Source organism: uncultured Thalassospira sp., from assembly GCF_963976115.1.
Taxonomy (GTDB): Bacteria; Pseudomonadota; Alphaproteobacteria; order Rhodospirillales; family Thalassospiraceae; genus Thalassospira.
The window spans coordinates 121,197-141,732 of record NZ_CAXBJJ010000014.1; the positions used below are offsets into that span (position 1 = coordinate 121,197).

A 20,536-nucleotide genomic window follows, 5' to 3' on the forward strand; every position below is an offset into this window, starting at 1 on the left:
TTTATGATATCGCGGGATGAGACGGTTCACACCAGTACCAGATCTGCGCTGCGGTTTGTGCCTTGTCGGGAACCGGCGCGGCATCTGAATTCCAGACCATCATACCGGCTGCGGCCTTGCCTTTACGCCGACCCGCACCAGCCGCGTTGATACCAGAGAACGACGGATCGTGTGACACCCCTGACTGATCTGCATCGCCATTGCGCACAGCCAAGACAACGTTTTGCAAAATATTGGCCAGACCGCGCCGGGCACCGGCATGTGCCGGTTCGTCGGCCAGAACATGTGCCAATTGGTCCAGGGCGCGCCGCAAATGATGGCGATCACATAACAGATCGGCCAGAATAACGCGTAAATCGCGCATTTCAGGTCGCAAACTGATGGCGATTTCCAAATGCGACATCGCCTGGTCCCGGCTACCTTTTTGCAAATAGGTTCGCACCAGTCCCAAATGTGTTGCATCATCAAGGTCGTCGGCCAGCAAAGCCCGCCCAAAGCAGTTTAGCGCCAGATCCGTCAAACCTAAATCGAGCAGACCATGCCCCAGAACACGCAAACGGGCCGGAACATCTGGCAGGCTATCGGTCAATTGCTGCAAACGCAGGCGCGTTTCGGGTGCCAGATCGCTGTTCTGTGCAACAGGCGTGTTGATGGGGTAAACTGCTGGCTGCATATGCGCCATTGCGGAAGACATCCCGAATGCAAATGAAGATGCGAGATCGTAGCGACTCGTTAGAAATCAAGCAACATCGAAAAAATATGCGAGTCGGATCAAGGACTTATACCCCATCCGGGATCGCCAATATTTGCGTCGCCAAAACGACGCGGCAATTTGGATCAAAAAAACACTGATAGTTAAAATTTATTTTTAATTTCAATATATTAGCAACAACACGCTTACATTGTGCCAATCATTTAAAATTCATCCGTCATATCCGGCCAAATATCGAACCAGACCGCACGACAGGGTGCTTGAGCATATTTATGGCGCCTGAAACCGGGGCGAGTTTTCTGAAATATTGGCAAGCGGTTCAAATGAAAATTTTGCGGCGGGCCGGGCAAACAGGTAACCTTGCGCCAGCCGGGCCCCGAAATGGCGTAAAACATCACATTGTTCGGTGGTTTCGACCCCTTCGACAACACAATCAATGTCAAAGTTGTCGCACATATCAAACACGGTTTTCACAATCCGCTGACTGCGCGGGTTTGTAACGATCGGGGTGATAAAACTGCGATCTATTTTAACACAGTCGATATCAAGCTCGTGAATATAACGCAGGCTTGAAAACCCGATACCGAAATCGTCCAGGGCAACCTTTGCCCCGCACTGCCGAAATTTATCAATATGTTGCCGTCCAGCGTCAAAATCGCGCAAAATGGCGGTCTCGGTCACTTCAAAGGTAATACGTCGCGGGTCGATGCCCGATTGTTCAATCCGGTCAATCAGCCAGTTCATCATTTCGGGCACAGCCAGATCATGGGCAGAAAGGTTAAACGAAAACCCGATATGGCGGGGCCAGGCCGCCACATCCCGCAACAGTTTGTCAAACAAAGTCCGTGTCAGATCATTTACCCGGCCCGTTTTTTCTGCCATCGGAAAAAAGACATCGGGGGCAACAAACCCCAGTTCGGGGCTGTGCCAACGCGCCAAGGCTTCGACCGAATAGATCGCACCTGTTTCAAGATTATAAACCGGCTGAAAAACAAGCGACAATTCCTGGTCCAGATTGGCCTGGCGCAGTCCCTGCTCTATCCGGGATTCCTGGCGAATAATGGTTTCATGGCAGGCCGCAAACAAAACCGCCGTCCCACGATTGTTGCGTTTGGCATGATACAGGGCAAAATCTGCGCGTTCAAAAAGCCCGATGGCCGTGCGCGCCGCCGCCGGGAAAGTTGCGATACCCACCGTCCCCGAAAGCTGGACCGGACCGCTCACACTTTCAAACGGGGCGTTCAGGCCCGCGCAAATTTGCGCCGACAAGGTTTCAAGGGTGGTTTCGCCGTCGTAATCACGCAAAATAACGCCAAACTCGTCCCCCCCAAGGCGGGCAACATAACCGCCCGCGCCAAGAACGTCACAAATCCGTTTCCCGGCACTGATCAGAATTTCATCGCCAACCAGGTGACCATGCACATCGTTGACCGGCTTAAAACCGTCCAGATCAATCAGGAAAACAGCAAACCGGCCCGATTTATGATATTCGCCCGTGGAGGTGACCTGGGCGTCGGCCGCAAGGATCATATTATTAAGACGATTAAAATAGTCGCGACGGTTCGCAAGGCCGGTCAGGGCATCGCAATAGGCCAGTTTTTCGTTTTGCTGGCTTAATTCCAGCGTTTGGCGATGCTTTTCTTTCAGCACCATTTGCGACTGCAACAAGGCCGAAAATGATGAATAATAATTACGAATGAAATAGATGATAATGGCAAGAACCATTGCCATGTTCAGCGAAATTGCCCAATAGATTGTTGTGCCGTTAACAGCAAAAAATCCAACATAACTGCCCAGCACCAAAATAACGACTGTCAGGGCCGCTGCGGGAAACAAAACCAGGCAGAAAATGCAACCGACCGCCGTGATGGCGGCAAAATAGGCAATATGCACCTGGTGAATGGCGTCGCCATAAAAGTAAAGCGATATCGTCCATCCGACAAACAAAACGCTGATCACCAGCGACATGACCCGGATATGTCTTAAGACCCGAACAGTGGCGTCAGGATCATCAAGCACGGCCCTGGCCCGTATCCAGTTGACGGATCGTACCGCGCAAATAATCGTCAGCACAACCGGGAAAACAACCGTCAGGAAAAACGGTGCCTGATCATAATTTGTATAAGCCAGAGCAAGTGAGTTGCTTACAAGCAGTAAATACATCATCGGTATTTGCCGCGTCAGACCAAGAACTTGCGCCTGCAACAATTCCGGGCGATCACGTTGCAGCCGAAACAGATCAATAAAACTCTTTATTTTCTCCGTCAGGTGCACGGCTTTATTCTCATTCTTGGGACAAGGGCAATTTTGCAAATGTCCGTGTCTGGATTAACTATCCGGAAACCGGGTAAAACCTCTACCTGAGGCCCCAAGCCAACCTATCACATCGTATATGTTGTCGAATATAAATATTGCAGGGTTTCAGCCCAACAAAATAATCGGTCGTCGCAAAAATCTGTTGCCCCACAAAAAAGGCTGCCACACAAAAATCATGACAAGCCATTAATATAACACGATATTTAATACAGAACGATCCACTGGCAGCGGACACCGGCAAGACCATTGACGCCGAAAACACTCCTTAAAATCAGACTTTTTGTTTCTGGCGGCGTTTAAAGCACTTTTCCTTTAATATGACCCATTTTGCCAGCGCAGTCTGCCGCCTGGCAAGGAGAAGTCCGCCGGGCGTAATGGGTTTACGGACAAGGATTTCGACGCGGCCAGGCGGCAGACTGCGCTGGCAAAATGGGTCATATTAAAGGAAATGTGCTTTAAGAGGCCTGGATTTTTTGATGGCGGCGGCACGCAACCCGGCATCGAATGCAATGCGGGCATAGGGCAAAATAATGTCTTCATCTTCCAGCCAGTCGCCAGGCACCTCGAAATATGCCAAACACATACCATCGGGGCCGTGGGGCCGAAATGGCGCCATATCTTGTGCTTCATACTGCACCCGGCACAGGTCATCACCTTTGAGGAACAAGACATCCTGTGCGACCAGGGCAAATACGACGCCATCGCAATAAAGCCCCCAACCACCAAACAACCGTTTTGCCGTAACCGTCCCCAACGGCGACAACAGTTCTGTCACCATGACAACAAATTCGTTAACGACCAAGGCCATTTAACACCTCGCCTTCAACGCCTTCTGAAATCATATAATCGCGCAATGTGCGCCCCGGTGTCGGGCGATAGCGTTCGGTTAAAACATCCATGTTAACAATACGGTCGGCCCGAAAAACCCGAAAGGCGTTGCGCAATTCGCACCACCCTGCCAGCAACCAGACAGACCCGAAAAACAGCATTCCCAATGGCCATACCCGGCGCTGTGTCGATACAGCTTTAACGTCAATATAGTCAATATTGATAATGTTGCGTTCCCGAATGGCCCGGCGCAAAACCGGCATTGAAACCGCTATCGGTTCCTGGGGAATATCGGCAACTGCAATCGGAATCCCGCCAATCAAGCCGCGTAACCGTTCGGGAACCACGGCTTCAATTTTTGACAAGGCATCGCTGGCCGCCCGCGCCATTTGCGGATCGGTCCAGCTTTGCACCATGCGCGCGCCCACCACCAACGCCTCGATTTCCTCGGCATCGAACATCAGGGGCGGCAAATCATACCCATCGCGCAGAATATAGCCAACCCCCGCCTCGCCCTCCACCGGTACGCCCGACGCGGCCAGATCGCGTATATCGCGATAGATGGTGCGTTCGGAAACTTCCAGTTCCTCGGCAAGTTCCCGCGCCCGGCTAAGCTTGCGTCGACGCAAAATCTGAACAAGGCGAAAAAGTCTGTCAGCACGTCTCATATTGGCTTTCCGCTTTTTATCAATCTCATGGCACGTTACCATACGCCTCCTGACAGGCTCCTGTCAGGAGGCGTATGGTAAACAGGCTTTTCATTGTTGAACATGGCAGGAGAGTTTAAATGATCGACCATCTGGGAATTGCGGTTGCCGACCACGCAAAAGCACGCGGCTTTTACCTGTCTATTTTGGCACCACTGAATATTTCCATCGTTATGGAAGTAAGTGCTGAACAAACCGGCGATCAGGCCCACACCGGTTTTGGCAATGAGGGCAAACCGTTTTTCTGGATCACGGGCCGCCCGGAAAACACGCCATCGGGCCATGGCGTACATATTGCCTTCACTGCACAATCGCGCCCGGCTGTTGAGGCATTCTACCATGCCGCGATAGATGCCGGTGCCAAAGATAACGGCGCGCCCGGCTTGCGCCCGCACTACCATGAAAATTATTACGGCGCCTTCATCATTGATGCAGATGGCAACAATATCGAGGCGGTCTGCCACGCCCCTGCACCGTAAATTTCGCCCCCCTTGGCAGACATGATGCTGGCAAGGGGGGATTTTTTGCCCCTCAGACCTATCGTAACCATGCGGCGGGCCAACAACCCGATGCTTCACCCGCCCGCCATCACCATTCCAACATTGTTCTTTCTGTGCTTGAAATTACAGGCGCATTATCCGCGGCCCACGCCCCTTGCAACAACGCGCCGCAAACTTTACATTTTTATAATTTTGCAGCGCGAAATCGAAATCGGCAATGGCCCCCTCTTGCAATGGCATTGCTTCTGGAACGTCAAATACGATTATACTGGCGCATATTTGTAAAACAGCTTTCGATTCCCCCGCCTTGATATGATGTAAAATTTCCACCCGGCGACAGAGTGCCACAAACCGCAAAAATATATCACCGCGCAAAAGCCACCTGCCTGCGCCCACATACGGAAAATGACATTGCCCCACGATACGTCAAAACTGCCACAGCCGCGCCAGCCTGACTTGGATAAAGAACCAAAACCCATAGATGGCACTGTACGCAAAAATACGACAACCGGGCATATTGCGCAAAACACCGACGAAAATAATGGCGATACAAACGACGATCTTCTGCCAGCAAGATCGACCGTAAAGCGACTGGGGAAATTACCCGAAGCCGTGCAATGGGCCGTTCTGATTGGCAGTTCAGTTCTTGTCGGGATCATCCTGCATAACGCGCACATACCAGCTGCCCTGTTGTTGGGGCCCATGATTGTTGGCATTCTGATGGGCACGAACAGTGCCACCATCCGCATTCCCCGCATTGGCTTTTTGGCAGCACAATCGGTTTTAGGGGCGATGATTGGCGGGTCCATGACGGCGGCCATCATTACATCCTTTCTTGATGACTGGCCCCTGGTCATTGGCATTACTTTTTTAACCCTGCTGGCCAGCAGTTTTCTGGGCTGGATTTTATGTATCCGGCGGGTTTTGCCCGGCTCGGTTGGTATTTGGGGCTCGTCGCCCGGGGCGGCATCGGCAATGGTCATTATGGCCGAGGCTTTTGGTGCCGATGCGCGGCTGGTGGCCTTTATGCAATATGTCCGTGTCGTTTGTGTTGTGACCGTGGCCTCGATGGTGGCGAATTTCTGGGTCAGCGACAGTCTTCCGCCCGGTGCGGCCGTTGCGGTTCAGGTCTGGTTTCCGGCCTTTGACCTTGGCAATTTTGGCCTGACGGTGCTGGTAGCAGCAGCGGCGGCAACAATTGGTGTTTTATTGCGCATTCCTTCGGGCGCACTGCTGTTTCCGATGATTGTCGTGATGGTGCTGCATATCAATGGCTGGCTTCATGTTGAATTGCCCGAATGGTTTCTGGGCCTGACCTATGCCATGATCGGCTGGAGCATCGGGTTAAAATTCACCCCTTCGGTGTTGCATCATGCTGCCCATGCGTTGCCCAAAATCCTGCTATCGATTTTCGTTCTGATTGGCTTTTGTGCTGGCATATCGGTGTTTCTGGTCCATTTTATGGGCGTAGATCCCTTAACCGCCTATCTTGCCACCAGTCCCGGCGGGCTTGATTCTGTTGCCATTATTGCCGCCAGCACGCATGTGGATTTACCCTTTATTCTTGTCATGCAATCGGCACGGTTTTTTATGGTCTTGCTGATTGGACCGCCCCTGGCAAAGGCCGTGGCGCGCTTCACACCGCAAAGCTGACGTGCTTTAGCCCCGCCCCCACCAAACGGCTGGCACCTGCGCCGATGCCAGCCATTTGGGCAGGCAATCGTCGCGCATTACCGACGCAACAGTTTGGCCGCGGCACCCGATGCAACCATCACCCCGACAATCACCAGAGCCACCGCCAATATCAGGCTGATGCCGCCCGTTTCCCCCAGCAGAAAAACACCGCCAAGGGCCGAAAAGGCGGGTGTCAACGCGCCAAACGCCGCCGCCCCGGTTGAACCGATATTGCGAACCGCAACCCCATAGGTGACGACCGCAACCACCCCCGACAATACCCCCTGAAACACCACCTGTACCAACAGATCGTTAAGGGGCGCATCGGCAATATTGGTACCGGTAAACAGTGCAATCACGGCAAAGCAGATAAAAGACCAAAACCCGGTAAAGGCTGCCGCATCAATGGCCGGAAGACCAGAGCGGCGCAAGGCATGGGTATAGCACGCCCACATAAGGGCAGCACCGACCAGCAAGGCATACCCAACAATCACAGAAGCCTGATCGGCGTCTCCGGGTTGCAGCGCCGTCAGAATGACAATACCGACCGCAATCACGCCATAGCCAAACCAGCGGATCACACCGGGTTTTTCACCAAACACGGCAACGCCAATCAACACCGCCCAGATCGACATGACACCAGGCAACAAGGTGCCAACATGCGATGCCGGGGCAAATTTAAGGGCCGTCGCCACCACCAGCGAATAAGTAACGCCCGATCCCCCCGCAATCATCAATCCCATGCCAATTGGCAAACCCTGCGGCCAAATACCGCGTTTCAGCCAGATCGGTGACAACACGACAAAAGGCACAACAAAACGGATCAAGCCAATATCAACAGCACTGAACCGTGTGGTAACGGCATAGCGGGTTGCAATGATCCATGACGCCCAGATCGTGACGGTTAAAAGGGCACATAGGGTCCCCAACATACGGTTTTCGGCCAAAACCGAGGGGGCAGACGGCACGGAGGGTCGCGACATCAAACATATCCTGGAACTGAAAACGGGCCGTCAAAAGACCACGCTGCACTGCACAAATCAAGTAAAGCAATCAAGGATCAGAATATCCCTCATCCCTGTTACCCGACGGTCCAAATCGCAACCCGCAGCAGCCCAAAGAAACAAACCACCGCCCATTCAAACGTAAAACGGGGCAGAAAATATTGCTGCCCCGTTTGATCGTATGTGCACGATACGGAAAGATCAGATGCCAAATTCGGCAAAGAAGTCGTTGCCCTTGTCATCAATCACGATAAAGGCCGGGAAATCTTCAACGTCGATCTGCCAAACGGCTTCCATGCCCAGTTCAGGATATTCCAGCACTTCAACCTTCTTGATGCAATCCTGCGCCAGACGTGCAGCCGGACCACCGATAGAGCCGAGATAGAAACCGCCATATTTCTGGCAGGCATCCTTGACCTGTTTGGACCGGTTGCCTTTGGCCAGCATCACAAACGACCCGCCATGTTCCTGAAACATGTCAACATAGGCGTCCATACGGCCAGCCGTAGTCGGCCCGAACGAGCCGGACGGCATGCCTTCGGGCGTTTTGGCCGGACCAGCATAATAAACCGGGTGATTTTTAAGGTATTCCGGCATGCCTTCGCCCGCATCAAGGCGTTCCTTGATTTTGGCATGGGCAATATCACGCGCCACAATCACTTTGCCGGTCAATGCCAAACGGGTTTTAACCGGATATTGCGACAGCTGCTTGCGAATTTCGTCCATCGGGCGGTTAAGGTCCACCTTGACGACATTGTCATCCAAATGCTCGTCTGAAACCTCGGGCAGGTATTTCGCCGGGTTATGTTCGAGATCCTCGATGAAGATACCATCTGCGGTGATTTTACCCAGAACCTGGCGGTCCGCCGAGCAAGACACCCCAATCCCCACCGGGCAACTGGCCCCATGGCGCGGCAAGCGAATAACCCGCACATCATGACAGAAATACTTGCCGCCAAACTGCGCACCAATGCCCATTTCGCGGGTCATTTCCAGAACCTTCTGTTCCCATTCAAGGTCACGATAGGCCTGGCCATGCGCGCCGCCTTCGGTTGGCAGGTTATCGTAATAACGCGCCGATGCCATTTTAACCGTTTTCAGCGTTGCTTCCGCCGACGTACCACCAATAACAATCGCAAGGTGATAAGGCGGGCATGCCGACGTCCCAAGGGTGCGGATTTTCTCATCAAGAAACTTGCGCAGACTTTCGGGGTTCAAAAGCGCCTTGGTTTGCTGGAACAAAAAGGTTTTATTGGCCGAACCGCCGCCCTTTGCCATGAACATGAATTTATATTCATTGCCCGGTGTTGCATATAAATCGATCTGGGCGGGAAGGTTGGAACCGGTGTTTTTTTCGTCAAACATGTTGATCGGGGATACCTGCGAATAGCGCAGGTTATGTTCGTTATAGGCACGCCAGATGCCCTTTGAAACGGCTTCTTCGTCATTGCCATCGGTGATCACGCGGCCCCCGCGTTTGCCCATGACAATGGCGGTGCCGGTATCCTGGCACATCGGCAAAACACCGCCCGAGGCGATATTGGCGTTTTTCAGCAAATCCATGGCGACAAATTTGTCATTTGCCGTTGCTTCCGGGTCATCGAGAATTTTGCGCAGCTGTTCAAGATGGCCAGGACGCAACAAATGCGAACAATCAAAAAACGCCTGCAAGGTCAGTTTTTCAATCGCTTCGGGGGCCACCTTCAAAAAGGTTTCACCGTTAACATCAAAGGTCTCGACACCTTCGTCACCGATCTTGCGATAGGACGTGGCATCCTTGCCCTGTTCGAACATGGCTTTATAGACAAAATCACTCATGGAAGGTTCTCGTCTCTCTCAAAAACAAGGTGGATTATTTCTTTGCTTTGCTGGTGCGAAACATAGCGCCTGCCGCGTCAAAATGCCATGTATTTGAGGCCTCAAAAGCCGTGATTCTCCCGCTTGCGGCCTGTCGAGTCGTCAATTTTTTCCCATAACCCGCAAGTACAGTCGGTTATAAAAACAGTCATTCACGTCTTAAGGCAACTTCCCATGAGTATAGATCTGATGGCACGATAACCGATTGATTTCAAAACTTGATAATCATTCGTAATTTTGACTTGAACCGCATCCCCGCACCGAAAGAGTATCCCCGTCTTTATCACTAGATGTTCTTTTGAAGAACGGGGGATCTATGCTTAAATTCTATCGCAGAAATGCGAATTCGAACCTTGATGACAGTGCAGAAAGTCGTGCAAAAGCAACCGCTGATCGACAAAATTCTTTTTTCAAAGACCTGATTAACTCAATCCCCTACAACATTGTGACATGCGATCTTTCCGGTAAAATTCTCTTCATTTCGCGAGAGTTTGCCCAAACGCTTCTCAAAACTGAAGATGTGAATTTTTCAAAACTGATCGACACGCCACTTGCAAAACTCAACAAGATATTTGACCGTAAACAATTTGCCAATTTAGGCAACCGTTTGAACGAAATGCCTATTTATCAGCGTGTCCGTCTTGACGATCATACGCTGATGATCACAGTAACGCCCCTTGTGAACGAAGATGAGACCGCAACCGGCTTTATCATGAGCGGCGAAGTCATTACCGATCAGGTCCAAATGGGCCGCACCTGCGTTAGTCTGTCGGAAAAAGTTCGCGAAGCCGCCGACAACCTTAATACATTGTCAAACGACCTTGCTGAAAACTCGACAGATGGCGCCGAACTTGCCGGTAAAATTCGCGAAGAAGGCGACAGCACAGCACAACAGGCAAATCATGTTTCCACCGCGTCCGAGGAAATGACACATTCGATCAGCGAAATCTCCTCGCAGATTGACCGCCTGACCGAGGTTGCCAATCGCGCGGTTTCGGAAATGAATGACACCGGCAAGGTTATGAACACACTTTCTGACGCGGTTGAAGAAATCGGCACCGTTGTCAAAATCATTCAGGACATTGCCAATCAGACCAATCTTCTGGCCCTCAATGCAACCATTGAGGCTGCACGCGCCGGTGATGCGGGCAAGGGTTTTGCCGTTGTGGCCGGTGAGGTCAAATCGCTGGCCACCCAAACCGCACGGTCAACCAAAGATATCACGGACCGGATTGCCGCCATCCGCGAGAACACCGCGCGCGTGGTTTCCGAATTAACCGACACTCGCAAAGTGATCGAAACCAACGAGGAAATTGCCGAAAACCTGGGGGCTGTTGTTGAACAGCAGCACGCCGCATCCCAGGAAATTGCCGGCAACATCCTTTCCGTCGCGAACGGAATCAGCACAATTACCGCCGACCTCGCCCGGCTTGATAAACTATCGGAAAAAACCGCCGAACAAGGTGCGCGCCTGTCAGACTTGTCGCAAAACCTGTCACAACATTCAGATGGCCTGTACGACGAAGTCAAAGGCTTTATCGAAGAAGCGCTTTAAAGCACTTTTCCTTTAATATGGCCCATTTTAAAAGAAACGTGCTTTAAACACCAAAACGGACGATCAATCATTGACCGTCCGTTTTGGTGATCCGTCCATCGCTCATGTTGCGCGTTACGATTACTTTTTACGAAACGCGTCAAGCGCAATAACTTCGCCACTTTCACCCGATTCGGGGGCAGGCTTGGACCGGGATGCCGTTTCCGCGCTCAATTGTGCGGGTTCTTCAAGTTCCTCGGCATCTTCGAAATCCTCATCGTCCATTTCTTCTTCGACGCTGAAGGTCAGCATGAAGTTGGCCGACGGGTCAACAAAGGCCAGCATGGCATCAAACGGCACAACAACCACCGTTGGCATGCCATCAAAGCTCATACCGACAGAAAAATAGTCGTCGGTGACGGTCATGTCCCAGAAGCGATGCTGCACAACCACGGTGATATTGTCCGGGTGCGCCTTGCGCTGATTTTCAGGCAGCTTTACGCCGGGGTGGTTGGTCTGGAACGTGACATAATAATGATGCTCGCCGAAAAGGCCTTCTTTGGCCACGCGAGTCAGAATTTGTTTTACCACGCCGCGCAGCGCCTGATCGACCATCAGATCGTATCGGAATTCTTCCGGTTCGTGCATCGAAAATCCTGTTTCTGGCGGGCCACCGCCCGTCACCTCTATACGCCACTATCCCCAATGGCGCATTTGTCAGCTTCTATTCATAAACAAGCGTGAGAGAATTACAAGAGCGCGGCCATCACTTCACGCATTCGGCAATTGAACAGGGGGAAGGAGAAATGGGGCGTTCTGTTGCTAGGTGCCCCGTCCCCCACCAAATTACCGCTCCCGGCAACCGGAATTTCGCTTTGGTGCTAGTGCCGCTTACGCAGCAACAGCTACCGGAGCATTGTTGTCGTTTGCATTTACAAACATTAGCCCGATAACGGTGGTACCATGCCGAGCGCCAACAGAGGCTTTTACTACACACGTCGATCCTATTTCGGCCCCACGAACATCGCCTGAGTCGGGCGAAATCGAAAAGTTGGTGGAGCCGCCGGGTACCGCCCCCGGGTCCGTAATGCCTATTCTGTCAAGTCGTGTAACGCCATAGTCAGCTTGCACTGACAGTCCTTATATAGGGGAAATCCCCCCCGTTTCACAAGGGGCTTTGCCTAAAAACTTTTTGTCACAGATCAGGAACAATCAAAGTCACGATATATAGCGCAGCTCAGGCGTTGCACATGGGTGCTGTGGTGTTTATTCTGCGCCAAAACAGAGTCCCCCAAAACACCCCGACCCAGGACAGACACGGCATGCAGCAATATCTTGATCTGATGCGTCTGGTGCGCGACAGCGGCACCCGCAAGGAAGACCGCACCGGCACTGGCACCCTTTCCGTTTTTGGTCATCAGATGCGCTTTGATCTGTCGGCGGGCTTTCCGATGGTAACGACCAAAAAGCTGCATTTAAAATCGATCATTCACGAATTGCTGTGGTTTCTGGCGGGCGACACCAACGTTAAGTATTTGCAGGATAACGGCGTTCGGATCTGGAATGAATGGGCCGATGAAAATGGCGATCTTGGCCCGGTATATGGCGGACAATGGCGGTCGTGGCGCGGGGCGAACGGCGAAACGATTGACCAGATCAGCACGCTGGTCAACCAGATCAAAACCACCCCCGATTCCCGCCGCCTGATCGTATCGGCATGGAATGTGGCCGATGTGCCCCACATGGCCCTGCCGCCCTGCCATTGCCTGTTTCAGTTCTATGTCGCCGATGGCAAATTATCGTGCCAGCTTTATCAGCGCAGTGCTGACATTTTTCTCGGCGTGCCGTTCAATATTGCGTCTTATGCCCTGCTGACCTTGATGATGGCACAGGTTTGCGACCTTGAACCGGGCGATTTCGTTCACACACTGGGCGATGCCCACCTTTATACCAACCATCTTGAACAGGTGGAATTGCAGCTATCGCGTATGCCCCGCCCGCTACCACAGATGCAAATCAACCCGAATGTAAAATCGATTTTTGATTTTACATTCGGGGATTTCACCCTGAGCAATTATAACCCGCATCCGCATATTGCCGGAAAGGTTGCAATATAATGGATAACCCGAAAATCGACCGTGTTGCCGTGGTTGCCGTGTCGCAAAACCGCGCGATTGGCAGCAAGGGCTGGATGCCGTGGGATATCCCCGAGGACCTTAAACGCTTCAAGTTGCTGACACGGGGCAAACCCATGATCATGGGCCGGGTCACGTTTGAGTCCATTGGCAAACCCCTGCCCGGCCGGACATCGATTGTTGTGACCCGCGATAAAAACTGGTCGTTCGATGACGAGCGGGTGATTGTCTGCCATGATATTGAAAGTGCGATCCAAACCGCCGACGAAATTGCCCTTCGTGATGGTGCGAATGAAGTGATTATTGCCGGTGGTGCGCAAATTTACCAATTGGCCCTGCCCTTTACCACCCGCTATGAAATAACCGAAATTCACGGCGAATTTGACGGCGACGCCTTTTTGCCCCCCCTGCTTGCCGACCAATGGCAGGAAATTAACCGCGAAGACCACGAAAACCGCGAAAAAGGGCCAGGATTCAGCTTTGTTACCTGGGGAAAAATCACCTGATTGGGCGCTCAGACCGGATCAGAACGATTGATACCTGTTTGGTGCCGCTTTATGGTAGCCTTACTATCCAAGTCATTATTCCTGTGAGCACCGTAAAACATGGCCCGCCCCCGCGCCTTTGACGTCGACAACGTTCTTGATCAAGCCATGAACGTGTTCTGGCACAAGGGATTTGAAGGAACTTCGGTTCAGGATCTGGTTAATGAAACAGGCCTGAACCGTGCCAGCATGTATGCCAGCTTTGGCGATAAAAAGGCCTTGTTCCTGCGCGTACTTGATCACTATGTTTGCACCATTTCTGCGGTCAGGTTTGCCAAACTTGTTGAAATGCCCGACGGTCGCCAGGCGATTTGCGAGACATTTCGCCATGTCATGCGGACCGGACTGGGCGAAGGGCGCAACAAGGGCTGCCTGATCGTGAATTCCGGCATGGAACTGGCCCCGCATGACGCCGAAACGGCCGCCATCGCGCGACAATCCTTTAAGCGCACCGAATTGATGTTTGTCGCCGCATTGAAGCGCGCCCAGGCCCAAAAAACCATTGCGAACGATAAAAACATCCGTGCCCTTGCCCGGTTTCTGGCCGGATCGATCCAGGGGTTGCAACTTATGGCGCGCCGTGCGGCCGACGAAGACACAATGACCGATTTTGTCGACATGGTTCTTTCCACACTGGATTGATAAACCGGGACTTACTACAAATAGCGGCCACATCGCCATGGGTCGTTCCCGTCAATATCTTGTATGAGCCCTGCCATTTTGCCGCTTTGTTGTTGCTCTAACGCGCCATTCTCGATATTGTTATGTTATAACATAACAATATCGAGAGAGTTCTATGGAAATGCAGCGACTTCCTGTGACAGTTTTATCGGGCTTTTTAGGGGCCGGGAAAACCAGCGTTTTAAACCATGTCCTGAATAACCGCGACGGCCTGCGCGTTGCCGTGATCGTCAATGATATGAGCGAGGTCAACATTGATGCGGACCTTGTGCGCAATGGCGGTGCTGATTTATCGCGAACCGACGAAAAACTGGTCGAAATGAGCAATGGCTGCATTTGCTGCACCCTGCGCGATGATTTGCTGGCCGAAGTGCGCCGTTTGGCCGCTGAAGAACGGTTTGATTATTTGCTGATTGAATCAACCGGCATTGCCGAACCGTTGCCCGTCGCCGCAACATTTGATTTTCGGGATCAGAATGGCGCGTCCTTAAACGATGTCGCAAGGCTTGATACAATGGCAACGGTGGTGGATGCCGCCCGCCTGATCAGCGATTACAGTTCGCAGGATTTTCTGCGTGACCGGGGTGAATCGCTGGGCAAAGAAGATGACCGTACCATCGTTAATCTGCTGGTTGATCAAATCGAATTTGCCGATGTGGTGATTTTGAATAAAACCGACCTGGTCACAAAAGATGAACTGGCAACCGTGCGCCACATCATCCGCGCCCTTAATATTGATGCGGAAATTATTGAAACCACCCGTGGTCACGTTGCTCCGGCCAAAATACTGGCAACCGGTCTGTTTGATTTTGATCGCGCCCATGATCACCCGCTATGGGCAAAGGAACTGTATGGCTTTTCCGATCATGTCCCCGAAACCGAAGAATATGGCATATCGAGCTTTACCTATCGCTGCGCCTTGCCCTTTCATCCGCAACGGTTTTACGACTTTCTTCATTCCGAATGGCCCGGTGTTATCCGTGCCAAGGGGCATTTCTGGGTTGCAACCCGACCGTCATGGGTTGGGGAACTCAGCCAGGCAGGTGCCGCCGTTCAACATGAAGCCTTGGGGAACTGGTGGGTAACGGTGCCGCAAAACCGGTGGCCAGACGGCCCGGAATGGGAACAAATGCTCGATAAAATCTGGCATCCGGTTTTCGGGGATCGCCGCCAGGAGATTGTCTTTATAGGGACAGGCATGGATGAAGCCGCAATCCGCGCAAAACTCGATGCCTGCCTGATTGACGATGACAACTTTGAACAAGCACTGCTACCCGGCGACGATTTTGACGACAGATTTGACCCGGCCCCCTATGCCAGCCTGCCCGACCCATTTCCAGCCTGGGGCCCCCAAACCTGACCCGACCCGCGATAGCAGCATACCGGCCGGTCAACATTTTGTGACTGGCCGAACTGCAAATTCCGGTCACATCTTAAAGGCCACGCAAGGCGCCGGACAAAACAGATGGTAACCGTCTGGTTTGTCCGGATTTTTGGTTTTGACCATCGCTTGCGCCTCTTCAGGCTGTGATCAACGTTCCGTGAGTAGAACGCTTTGTCATGATATTGCCTGCTATCACCATTTTTTCTCCATCATTATGATGTTTTTAAATAGTGATACCAATTTTACCCATGTGCAGAGGCTGCCATGTTGAATGCGAAACAAACCGCAGAAGCCTTTTTCGAACGGCTTGCTGCCCGTGACACAACGGTCGTCGATGTTTTATCGGTTGATATGCAGTGGAATTTCCCCGGCGACAACAGCTATGACCATGCGGAACCTGTCGATAATGTTTCTGCCCGTTCCGCCCTGTTTGACCGCCTGTGGCCCAATGGCGCACCGGCCGAAAGCCGGTCGATGGGAACGCGCCTTATGATCAGCGATCGCCATGTCGCCCTGTTTGGTCAGATCGCCGAAAAAGCCACACCGACGTCCAAACGCAAAGTGCGCGATGTTGCCTTTCATCTGGTGATCAGTGACGGCAAAATTCATCATTTGCATATGTATGAAGATGTCATGGCAGCGATTGTTGCCTTTGACCTGATGGAAGATGTCCCGCGAAACGAAGCCGCCTGAAAGCGGCATCAAACCGGTTAATTTCACGGCAACACAACAAGAGTGAAATTGTTTACCCCATAGCAAACCTTCCAGCGTTATAATCAACGGCAACCTGAAAACACCAGGTTGCCGTTCGTATTTGAACAAAATGCAGGGTTTGCACATGTCGACCACATCGCCCCTTCCCGATCCGGAAACATCAAAGACACCCGCACAAACGCAGGCTTTTGCCCCGAACCATCGGACAAAGTTCTTTGCCCTGATCGCATTTCTGGTGTTGTGCCTGATCATTTCTTCGGCCGGAGGGGCGGCCACGGCCACCAGCGTTACCGACTGGTATCAAACCCTGAACAAGCCATTTTTCAACCCGCCAAACTGGCTGTTTGGCCCGGCATGGAGCCTCATTTACGCCCTGATCGCCGTTTCCGGATGGCGGGTGTGGTGCAAGGTGGGTTTGCGGGCCGATACAGGCGGGCGCGCTGTTTTCATCGTGTATGGCGCACAACTGACATTAAACCTGTTATGGTCGTTTTTGTTTTTTGGCGCACAGTCACCGCTGGCCGGGCTGATCGACATCGTTCCCTTATTCATTCTGATCATTGCCAATATTGTGATGTTCTGGCCGATAGACCGGTTGGCTGGCTGGTTGATGGTGCCCTATGCGGCGTGGGTCGGGTTTGCCACCTTGCTAAATTCGGCGATTTGGTGGCTGAATTGATAAAAAAATACCCCCGGTTTGCCGGGAAAGACGGTTGCACATAGAGATTAAATTTCCTAGGTCGGGGACGTGGTCAATGCCGGTTGACAATCGGCATTCCCAAAAACGCCGAAACCCTGCCGAGGATTCATGACCGAAACCAGCCATTTTTCAAAAATTCCCGCCACCGCCCAGGAAGTACATTTAAGCCGCTTTCCCGACGGCATTCCCAGCCCTGATGACTTTTGTATTGTTGATGTTCCGGTGTTAAAGCCGCTGGACGGGGAAGTTCTGGTCGAAAACATATGGATGTCGGTTGATCCCTATATGCGCGGCCGCATGAGCCAGCGCAAAAGCTATGTCCCGCCCTTTTCCCTGAATGCCCCGTTAGAAGGACATGCGATTGGCCGGGTGATTGCCTCGCGCGATCCGCGCTTTACCGAAGGCGATCTGGTGACATCCATGAGCGGCTGGCGCAGCCACGCCTTGTTGGAACGCGATTACCTGCACGCCGTGCCCGACGCCCCCGATATTCCGCCACAGGCGTTTTTAGGGCCACTTGGCATGCCCGGCATGACGGCATGGGTCGGTTTAAACAAAATTGCCAACTGCCAGCCGGGTGAAACCGTGTTTGTTTCCGCCGCGGCAGGTGCCGTTGGGTCGGTCGTTTGCCAATTGGCAAAGGCCAAAGGATGCCGCGTTATTGGCAGTACCGGCGACCCGGAAAAAGCCGACTGGCTGAAAAACACCGTCGGCATTGATGCTGTCATCAATTACCGCGATACCGACGATTTATCTGCCGCACTGGGCGAAGCCGCACCGAACGGCGTTGACGTTTATTATGAAAATGTTGGCGGCGTTCATCTTGAGGCAGCACTTGACCATATCACCATAAACGGGCGCATTGCCGTCTGCGGCATGATTTCAGTATATAACAACAAGGGAACCGCCGCCGGGCCGCGCAACCTGTTCCGCCTGACAACACAGCGTGCGCGCATGGAAGGCTTCATTGTTTCCGACCATTGGGTCGCCTATCCCGAATTTGTCCGCGAAGGCATTGACCTGGTGAAATCGGGTGCATTGACATGGCGCGAAACCGTTTATGAAGGCCTGAAAAAGGCCCCGGAAGCGTTTATTGGCCTGTTTGATGGCAAAAACACCGGCAAAATGCTGGTTAAATTGGCAGAATAAACCGTTATACCCACAGAAAAACAAACAAAACAGCCGAAACGTCCCTCGTTTCGGCTGTTTGGTATTCCATCACCTGTTTCAGACAAATATCACGGCTTGTCGACATCTGCCGCCAGCGACCCGGTATTGGGCAATCCCAACCGGCCGATAGAGGGCAACCGAATAGCGGGCCGGTTAAAGTCGATACCAAAATTCAGACCCAAAAGATTGATCTCCAACCCTTCTTCCAGCCCTGCGGTAAAGCCCAACACACCAAACAGGTTGGCCTGCACCCCGGAGCCCGAGGGCGACAGCCCCACAGGGTCGGTTATATCGCGGTAATCCTTGCCAATGGCATTCGCGGGCATATCAATATCCAGGGCAGAGACTTCGCGGCCGATATGGGCGATAAAGGTATTGCTGTTTGGCCCCGGATAACTGCGATATTGCTGCGGATAGGGATAGGTCTGAACAGCTTTTTCAACATCATCAATAATGGCATCCACCCCCTTGCCGCGCAGATCAACCAGTATTTCGGGCTGGGCGCCAAACCACAAACCATCCGGCACGGCATAATTGGTGCGAACAACATTGTCCCCACCCCAGCCCACAACGTCATAGCGGGTAAAGGCGGTGGCGCCGCTATGTTTAACAATAATCCAGGTGTGCACGGCAAAATACCGCCGCCAGCTATAGGTTGACGCCGCATAAACCTGAACAATGGCCGTATCGGCATTGACAACCGGGTCTGGTGCCAGGCCCGATGAATGGCGCGGTGCGGTCCGCCAGCTTTGCCCGGCATCCGACGATCCGGGCGGATTTTGGGCCAGACTGATGCCAAATGGCAATATCAGCACCATAACCAGTCCCGATAACAATGTTGTTCTACATTTCAAATGTTTCATCCAGTTTGCTGCATTGTCCATCAAACTACCCTGCCCTGCCGCCCTTGCCATTTCACAATTATGTCAGAATGCGTTTGAGCCTCGGCACTTTGCCCCGAATTGAAACATCCCGCCCCTATGGCCATGCGGCAAAACTGGTATCGTCGGGCGGCTGGCTGGCGCGTTTTTTGCGCCGCCACGCCCCCGGTGCCATTGCCATATGACGCCTGAAAAAGCGGCTGAAATAGGCTGGATCGCGAAATCCCAGCCCATAGGCAATCTGGGCAACGGCCAAGGGCGATTGTTCCAGCCGCAGGCAGGCTTCATGAATCACGCGGTCATGTATAAGTTGCAAGGGCGACTTACCCGTGGCCCGCAAGGTTGCCGATGCCAACCTGCGTTCGCTTGTGCCCAGGACCTTTGCATAATCGGCAACATTCCAGTGTTCGCGAAAATGGGTTTCCAGCACATGTAAGAACCGCTGTAACGTTACCGATCCCGGCCCGTGCTGGCGGCGGTGATCAACCCAGTCCTCGGCCAGACGGGCAATGATGGTTAAGATGACCAACAGTTGCGTCCCGATAATCCCGCCTGCCCCGCGCAGATTGCCGGGGATTTCGTCGGCGATAATGGCAAAGGCGTGTTCTGCCACCCGCAAATTATGCGGCTGGTTTTGCAAGGCCACTACATGCACGCTATCGGCAATAAACCGTAGCGCCAGCCCGCCATCTGACGACGCGGGTCTGGTGTTCCCCAACGGATTCCCCAACGGCAATTCTGGCGGAGAATTCAGTATTGTCATATGGGCAAGCTGCCCTGGATGGCGGGCCACCACATCATCGGGCACCGACAAAAAATACCCCCGCGCCGCTGCGCCAACCTCAAGCGTGCGTCCCTCGCCAACCGGCAACCATAACAAGGCGGGGCCGTCGCTCGCCACGGTGCCATGGCGCAAAGTTGCACGGGCCTGCCCGGATTGCAGCAAAACCGCATGGCATCTTTCACGCGGCCCCGATGCCGCCATCACCCATTTCCGCGGGCCAAGCGCCCCTTCAAAACGGTTCACCGTCATTTGCGGGTCCAGCGCCAGGTCTTCTGGCACAGAACGCACCCCGTCCGTTGGCACGATAGCAGCCCGGCTCGAAACCATTCCTTTTTCGCCCTTAAATATAACAGTTTGGAATGCGTCAAATTGTACAATTTTTTGTCGAAAAAAGCTAATCTGGCAATCTT

General features: G+C 52.8%; 19 protein-coding genes and 1 other RNA gene. 10 read left to right on the forward strand and 10 right to left on the reverse strand.

Annotated features, from left to right (window positions below; all coding sequences use genetic code 11):
• Position 1: 1 nt before the first annotated feature.
• The 4 genes from AAC086_RS18250 to AAC086_RS18265 all read right to left on the reverse strand — a co-directional run bounded on the left by AAC086_RS18250 (position 2) and on the right by AAC086_RS18265 (position 4,524).
• Positions 2-682 (reverse strand): hypothetical protein, encoded by a 681-nt coding sequence (locus tag AAC086_RS18250; RefSeq protein ID WP_339780828.1) that lies wholly within the window; start codon positions 680-682, stop codon positions 2-4.
• A 300-nt stretch (positions 683-982) separates the two neighbouring features.
• Positions 983-2,878: an EAL domain-containing protein gene (locus AAC086_RS18255; protein ID WP_339780830.1), complete on the reverse strand. Its 1,896-nt coding sequence runs from the start codon at positions 2,876-2,878 to the stop codon at positions 983-985.
• Between the two features lie 589 nt (positions 2,879-3,467).
• A complete protein-coding gene (locus AAC086_RS18260; RefSeq protein ID WP_339780831.1) occupies positions 3,468-3,836 on the reverse strand; it encodes a TfoX/Sxy family protein in 369 nt (122 codons plus the stop codon).
• Positions 3,820-4,524 (reverse strand): YafY family protein, encoded by a 705-nt coding sequence (locus AAC086_RS18265; protein ID WP_339780833.1) that lies wholly within the window; start codon positions 4,522-4,524, stop codon positions 3,820-3,822. Before AAC086_RS18265 ends, AAC086_RS18260 begins: the two co-directional genes overlap by 17 nt.
• 119 nt (positions 4,525-4,643) lie before the next feature.
• Between AAC086_RS18265 and AAC086_RS18270 the strand changes: the two genes are divergently transcribed.
• Positions 4,644-5,042, forward strand: a complete 399-nt coding sequence (locus tag AAC086_RS18270) for a VOC family protein (protein WP_339780835.1) — start codon at positions 4,644-4,646, stop codon at positions 5,040-5,042.
• Positions 5,043-5,468: 426 nt separating this feature from the next.
• Positions 5,469-6,716 carry an AbrB family transcriptional regulator gene (locus tag AAC086_RS18275; protein WP_339780837.1) on the forward strand — a complete coding sequence of 416 codons (1,248 nt, stop codon included), beginning with the start codon at positions 5,469-5,471 and terminating at the stop codon, positions 6,714-6,716.
• Positions 6,717-6,793: 77 nt separating this feature from the next.
• Here the strand turns inward: AAC086_RS18275 and AAC086_RS18280 are convergent, their stop codons facing one another.
• Both AAC086_RS18280 and AAC086_RS18285 read right to left on the reverse strand, forming a co-directional pair.
• The gene (locus tag AAC086_RS18280; RefSeq protein ID WP_339780839.1) at positions 6,794-7,720 is read right to left on the reverse strand and encodes a DMT family transporter; all 927 of its coding nucleotides are present in this window, start codon (positions 7,718-7,720) and stop codon (positions 6,794-6,796) included.
• A gap of 222 nt (positions 7,721-7,942) precedes the next feature.
• Positions 7,943-9,559 (reverse strand): fumarate hydratase, encoded by a 1,617-nt coding sequence (locus AAC086_RS18285; protein WP_339780841.1) that lies wholly within the window; start codon positions 9,557-9,559, stop codon positions 7,943-7,945.
• A 655-nt stretch (positions 9,560-10,214) separates the two neighbouring features.
• On the opposite strand from AAC086_RS18285, the gene AAC086_RS18290 reads away from it, so the two are divergent.
• The gene (locus AAC086_RS18290; protein WP_339780879.1) at positions 10,215-11,153 is read left to right on the forward strand and encodes a methyl-accepting chemotaxis protein; all 939 of its coding nucleotides are present in this window, start codon (positions 10,215-10,217) and stop codon (positions 11,151-11,153) included.
• A gap of 120 nt (positions 11,154-11,273) precedes the next feature.
• On the opposite strand, the gene AAC086_RS18295 is transcribed toward AAC086_RS18290, so the two are convergent.
• A complete protein-coding gene (locus tag AAC086_RS18295; RefSeq protein WP_339780843.1) occupies positions 11,274-11,780 on the reverse strand; it encodes a ClpXP protease specificity-enhancing factor SspB in 507 nt (168 codons plus the stop codon).
• A gap of 157 nt (positions 11,781-11,937) precedes the next feature.
• Positions 11,938-12,306, reverse strand: a transfer-messenger RNA (tmRNA) gene (gene ssrA / locus AAC086_RS18300).
• Between the two features lie 148 nt (positions 12,307-12,454).
• On the opposite strand from ssrA, the gene AAC086_RS18305 reads away from it, so the two are divergent.
• From AAC086_RS18305 to AAC086_RS18335, 7 genes are all read left to right on the forward strand, one after another.
• Complete coding sequence (locus AAC086_RS18305) at positions 12,455-13,249, forward strand: thymidylate synthase (protein ID WP_339780881.1); 795 nt, start codon at positions 12,455-12,457, stop codon at positions 13,247-13,249.
• Positions 13,249-13,773 (forward strand): dihydrofolate reductase, encoded by a 525-nt coding sequence (locus AAC086_RS18310; protein ID WP_339780845.1) that lies wholly within the window; start codon positions 13,249-13,251, stop codon positions 13,771-13,773. The genes AAC086_RS18305 and AAC086_RS18310 overlap by 1 nt, the downstream gene beginning before the upstream one ends.
• Before the next feature lie 99 nt (positions 13,774-13,872).
• Entirely contained in the window at positions 13,873-14,454 is a 582-nt protein-coding gene (locus tag AAC086_RS18315) for a TetR/AcrR family transcriptional regulator (RefSeq protein ID WP_339780847.1), read from the forward strand.
• 154 nt (positions 14,455-14,608) lie between these two features.
• Positions 14,609-15,853 (forward strand): zinc metallochaperone GTPase ZigA, encoded by a 1,245-nt coding sequence (gene zigA / locus AAC086_RS18320; protein WP_339780849.1) that lies wholly within the window; start codon positions 14,609-14,611, stop codon positions 15,851-15,853.
• Between the two features lie 288 nt (positions 15,854-16,141).
• Positions 16,142-16,570: a hypothetical protein gene (locus tag AAC086_RS18325; protein WP_339780850.1), complete on the forward strand. Its 429-nt coding sequence runs from the start codon at positions 16,142-16,144 to the stop codon at positions 16,568-16,570.
• Between the two features lie 145 nt (positions 16,571-16,715).
• Positions 16,716-17,270: a TspO/MBR family protein gene (locus AAC086_RS18330; protein ID WP_339780852.1), complete on the forward strand. Its 555-nt coding sequence runs from the start codon at positions 16,716-16,718 to the stop codon at positions 17,268-17,270.
• Positions 17,271-17,399: 129 nt separating this feature from the next.
• On the forward strand, positions 17,400-18,440 hold the full coding sequence (locus tag AAC086_RS18335; RefSeq protein WP_339780854.1) for an NADP-dependent oxidoreductase: 1,041 nt from the start codon (positions 17,400-17,402) through the stop codon (positions 18,438-18,440).
• Positions 18,441-18,529: 89 nt separating this feature from the next.
• Here AAC086_RS18335 and AAC086_RS18340 read toward each other — a convergent pair whose 3' ends face one another.
• Together AAC086_RS18340 and AAC086_RS18345 are read right to left on the reverse strand one after the other, a co-directional pair.
• The gene (locus AAC086_RS18340) at positions 18,530-19,345 is read right to left on the reverse strand and encodes a DUF3750 domain-containing protein (RefSeq protein ID WP_339780855.1); all 816 of its coding nucleotides are present in this window, start codon (positions 19,343-19,345) and stop codon (positions 18,530-18,532) included.
• Between the two features lie 94 nt (positions 19,346-19,439).
• The gene (locus tag AAC086_RS18345) at positions 19,440-20,453 is read right to left on the reverse strand and encodes an AraC family transcriptional regulator (protein ID WP_339780856.1); all 1,014 of its coding nucleotides are present in this window, start codon (positions 20,451-20,453) and stop codon (positions 19,440-19,442) included.
• Positions 20,454-20,536: the final 83 nt, after the last annotated feature.

Excerpts from the sequence above, each read along its gene's own strand:
- AAC086_RS18250 (WP_339780828.1), bottom strand. The coding sequence starts at position 682 with ATGGCGCATATGCAGCCAGCAGTTTACCCCATCAACACGCCTGTTGCA.
- AAC086_RS18255 (WP_339780830.1), bottom strand. The coding sequence starts at position 2,878 with ATGATGTATTTACTGCTTGTAAGCAACTCACTTGCTCTGGCTTATACA.
- AAC086_RS18260 (WP_339780831.1), bottom strand. The coding sequence starts at position 3,836 with ATGGCCTTGGTCGTTAACGAATTTGTTGTCATGGTGACAGAACTGTTG.
- AAC086_RS18265 (WP_339780833.1), bottom strand. The coding sequence starts at position 4,524 with ATGAGACGTGCTGACAGACTTTTTCGCCTTGTTCAGATTTTGCGTCGA.
- AAC086_RS18270 (WP_339780835.1), top strand. The coding sequence starts at position 4,644 with ATGATCGACCATCTGGGAATTGCGGTTGCCGACCACGCAAAAGCACGC.
- AAC086_RS18275 (WP_339780837.1), top strand. The coding sequence starts at position 5,469 with ATGACATTGCCCCACGATACGTCAAAACTGCCACAGCCGCGCCAGCCT.
- AAC086_RS18280 (WP_339780839.1), bottom strand. The coding sequence starts at position 7,720 with ATGTCGCGACCCTCCGTGCCGTCTGCCCCCTCGGTTTTGGCCGAAAAC.
- AAC086_RS18285 (WP_339780841.1), bottom strand. The coding sequence starts at position 9,559 with ATGAGTGATTTTGTCTATAAAGCCATGTTCGAACAGGGCAAGGATGCC.
- AAC086_RS18290 (WP_339780879.1), top strand. The coding sequence starts at position 10,215 with ATGCCTATTTATCAGCGTGTCCGTCTTGACGATCATACGCTGATGATC.
- AAC086_RS18295 (WP_339780843.1), bottom strand. The coding sequence starts at position 11,780 with ATGCACGAACCGGAAGAATTCCGATACGATCTGATGGTCGATCAGGCG.
- AAC086_RS18305 (WP_339780881.1), top strand. The coding sequence starts at position 12,455 with ATGCAGCAATATCTTGATCTGATGCGTCTGGTGCGCGACAGCGGCACC.
- AAC086_RS18310 (WP_339780845.1), top strand. The coding sequence starts at position 13,249 with ATGGATAACCCGAAAATCGACCGTGTTGCCGTGGTTGCCGTGTCGCAA.
- AAC086_RS18315 (WP_339780847.1), top strand. The coding sequence starts at position 13,873 with ATGGCCCGCCCCCGCGCCTTTGACGTCGACAACGTTCTTGATCAAGCC.
- zigA (WP_339780849.1), top strand. The coding sequence starts at position 14,609 with ATGGAAATGCAGCGACTTCCTGTGACAGTTTTATCGGGCTTTTTAGGG.
- AAC086_RS18325 (WP_339780850.1), top strand. The coding sequence starts at position 16,142 with ATGTTGAATGCGAAACAAACCGCAGAAGCCTTTTTCGAACGGCTTGCT.
- AAC086_RS18330 (WP_339780852.1), top strand. The coding sequence starts at position 16,716 with ATGTCGACCACATCGCCCCTTCCCGATCCGGAAACATCAAAGACACCC.
- AAC086_RS18335 (WP_339780854.1), top strand. The coding sequence starts at position 17,400 with ATGACCGAAACCAGCCATTTTTCAAAAATTCCCGCCACCGCCCAGGAA.
- AAC086_RS18340 (WP_339780855.1), bottom strand. The coding sequence starts at position 19,345 with ATGGACAATGCAGCAAACTGGATGAAACATTTGAAATGTAGAACAACA.
- AAC086_RS18345 (WP_339780856.1), bottom strand. The coding sequence starts at position 20,453 with ATGGTTTCGAGCCGGGCTGCTATCGTGCCAACGGACGGGGTGCGTTCT.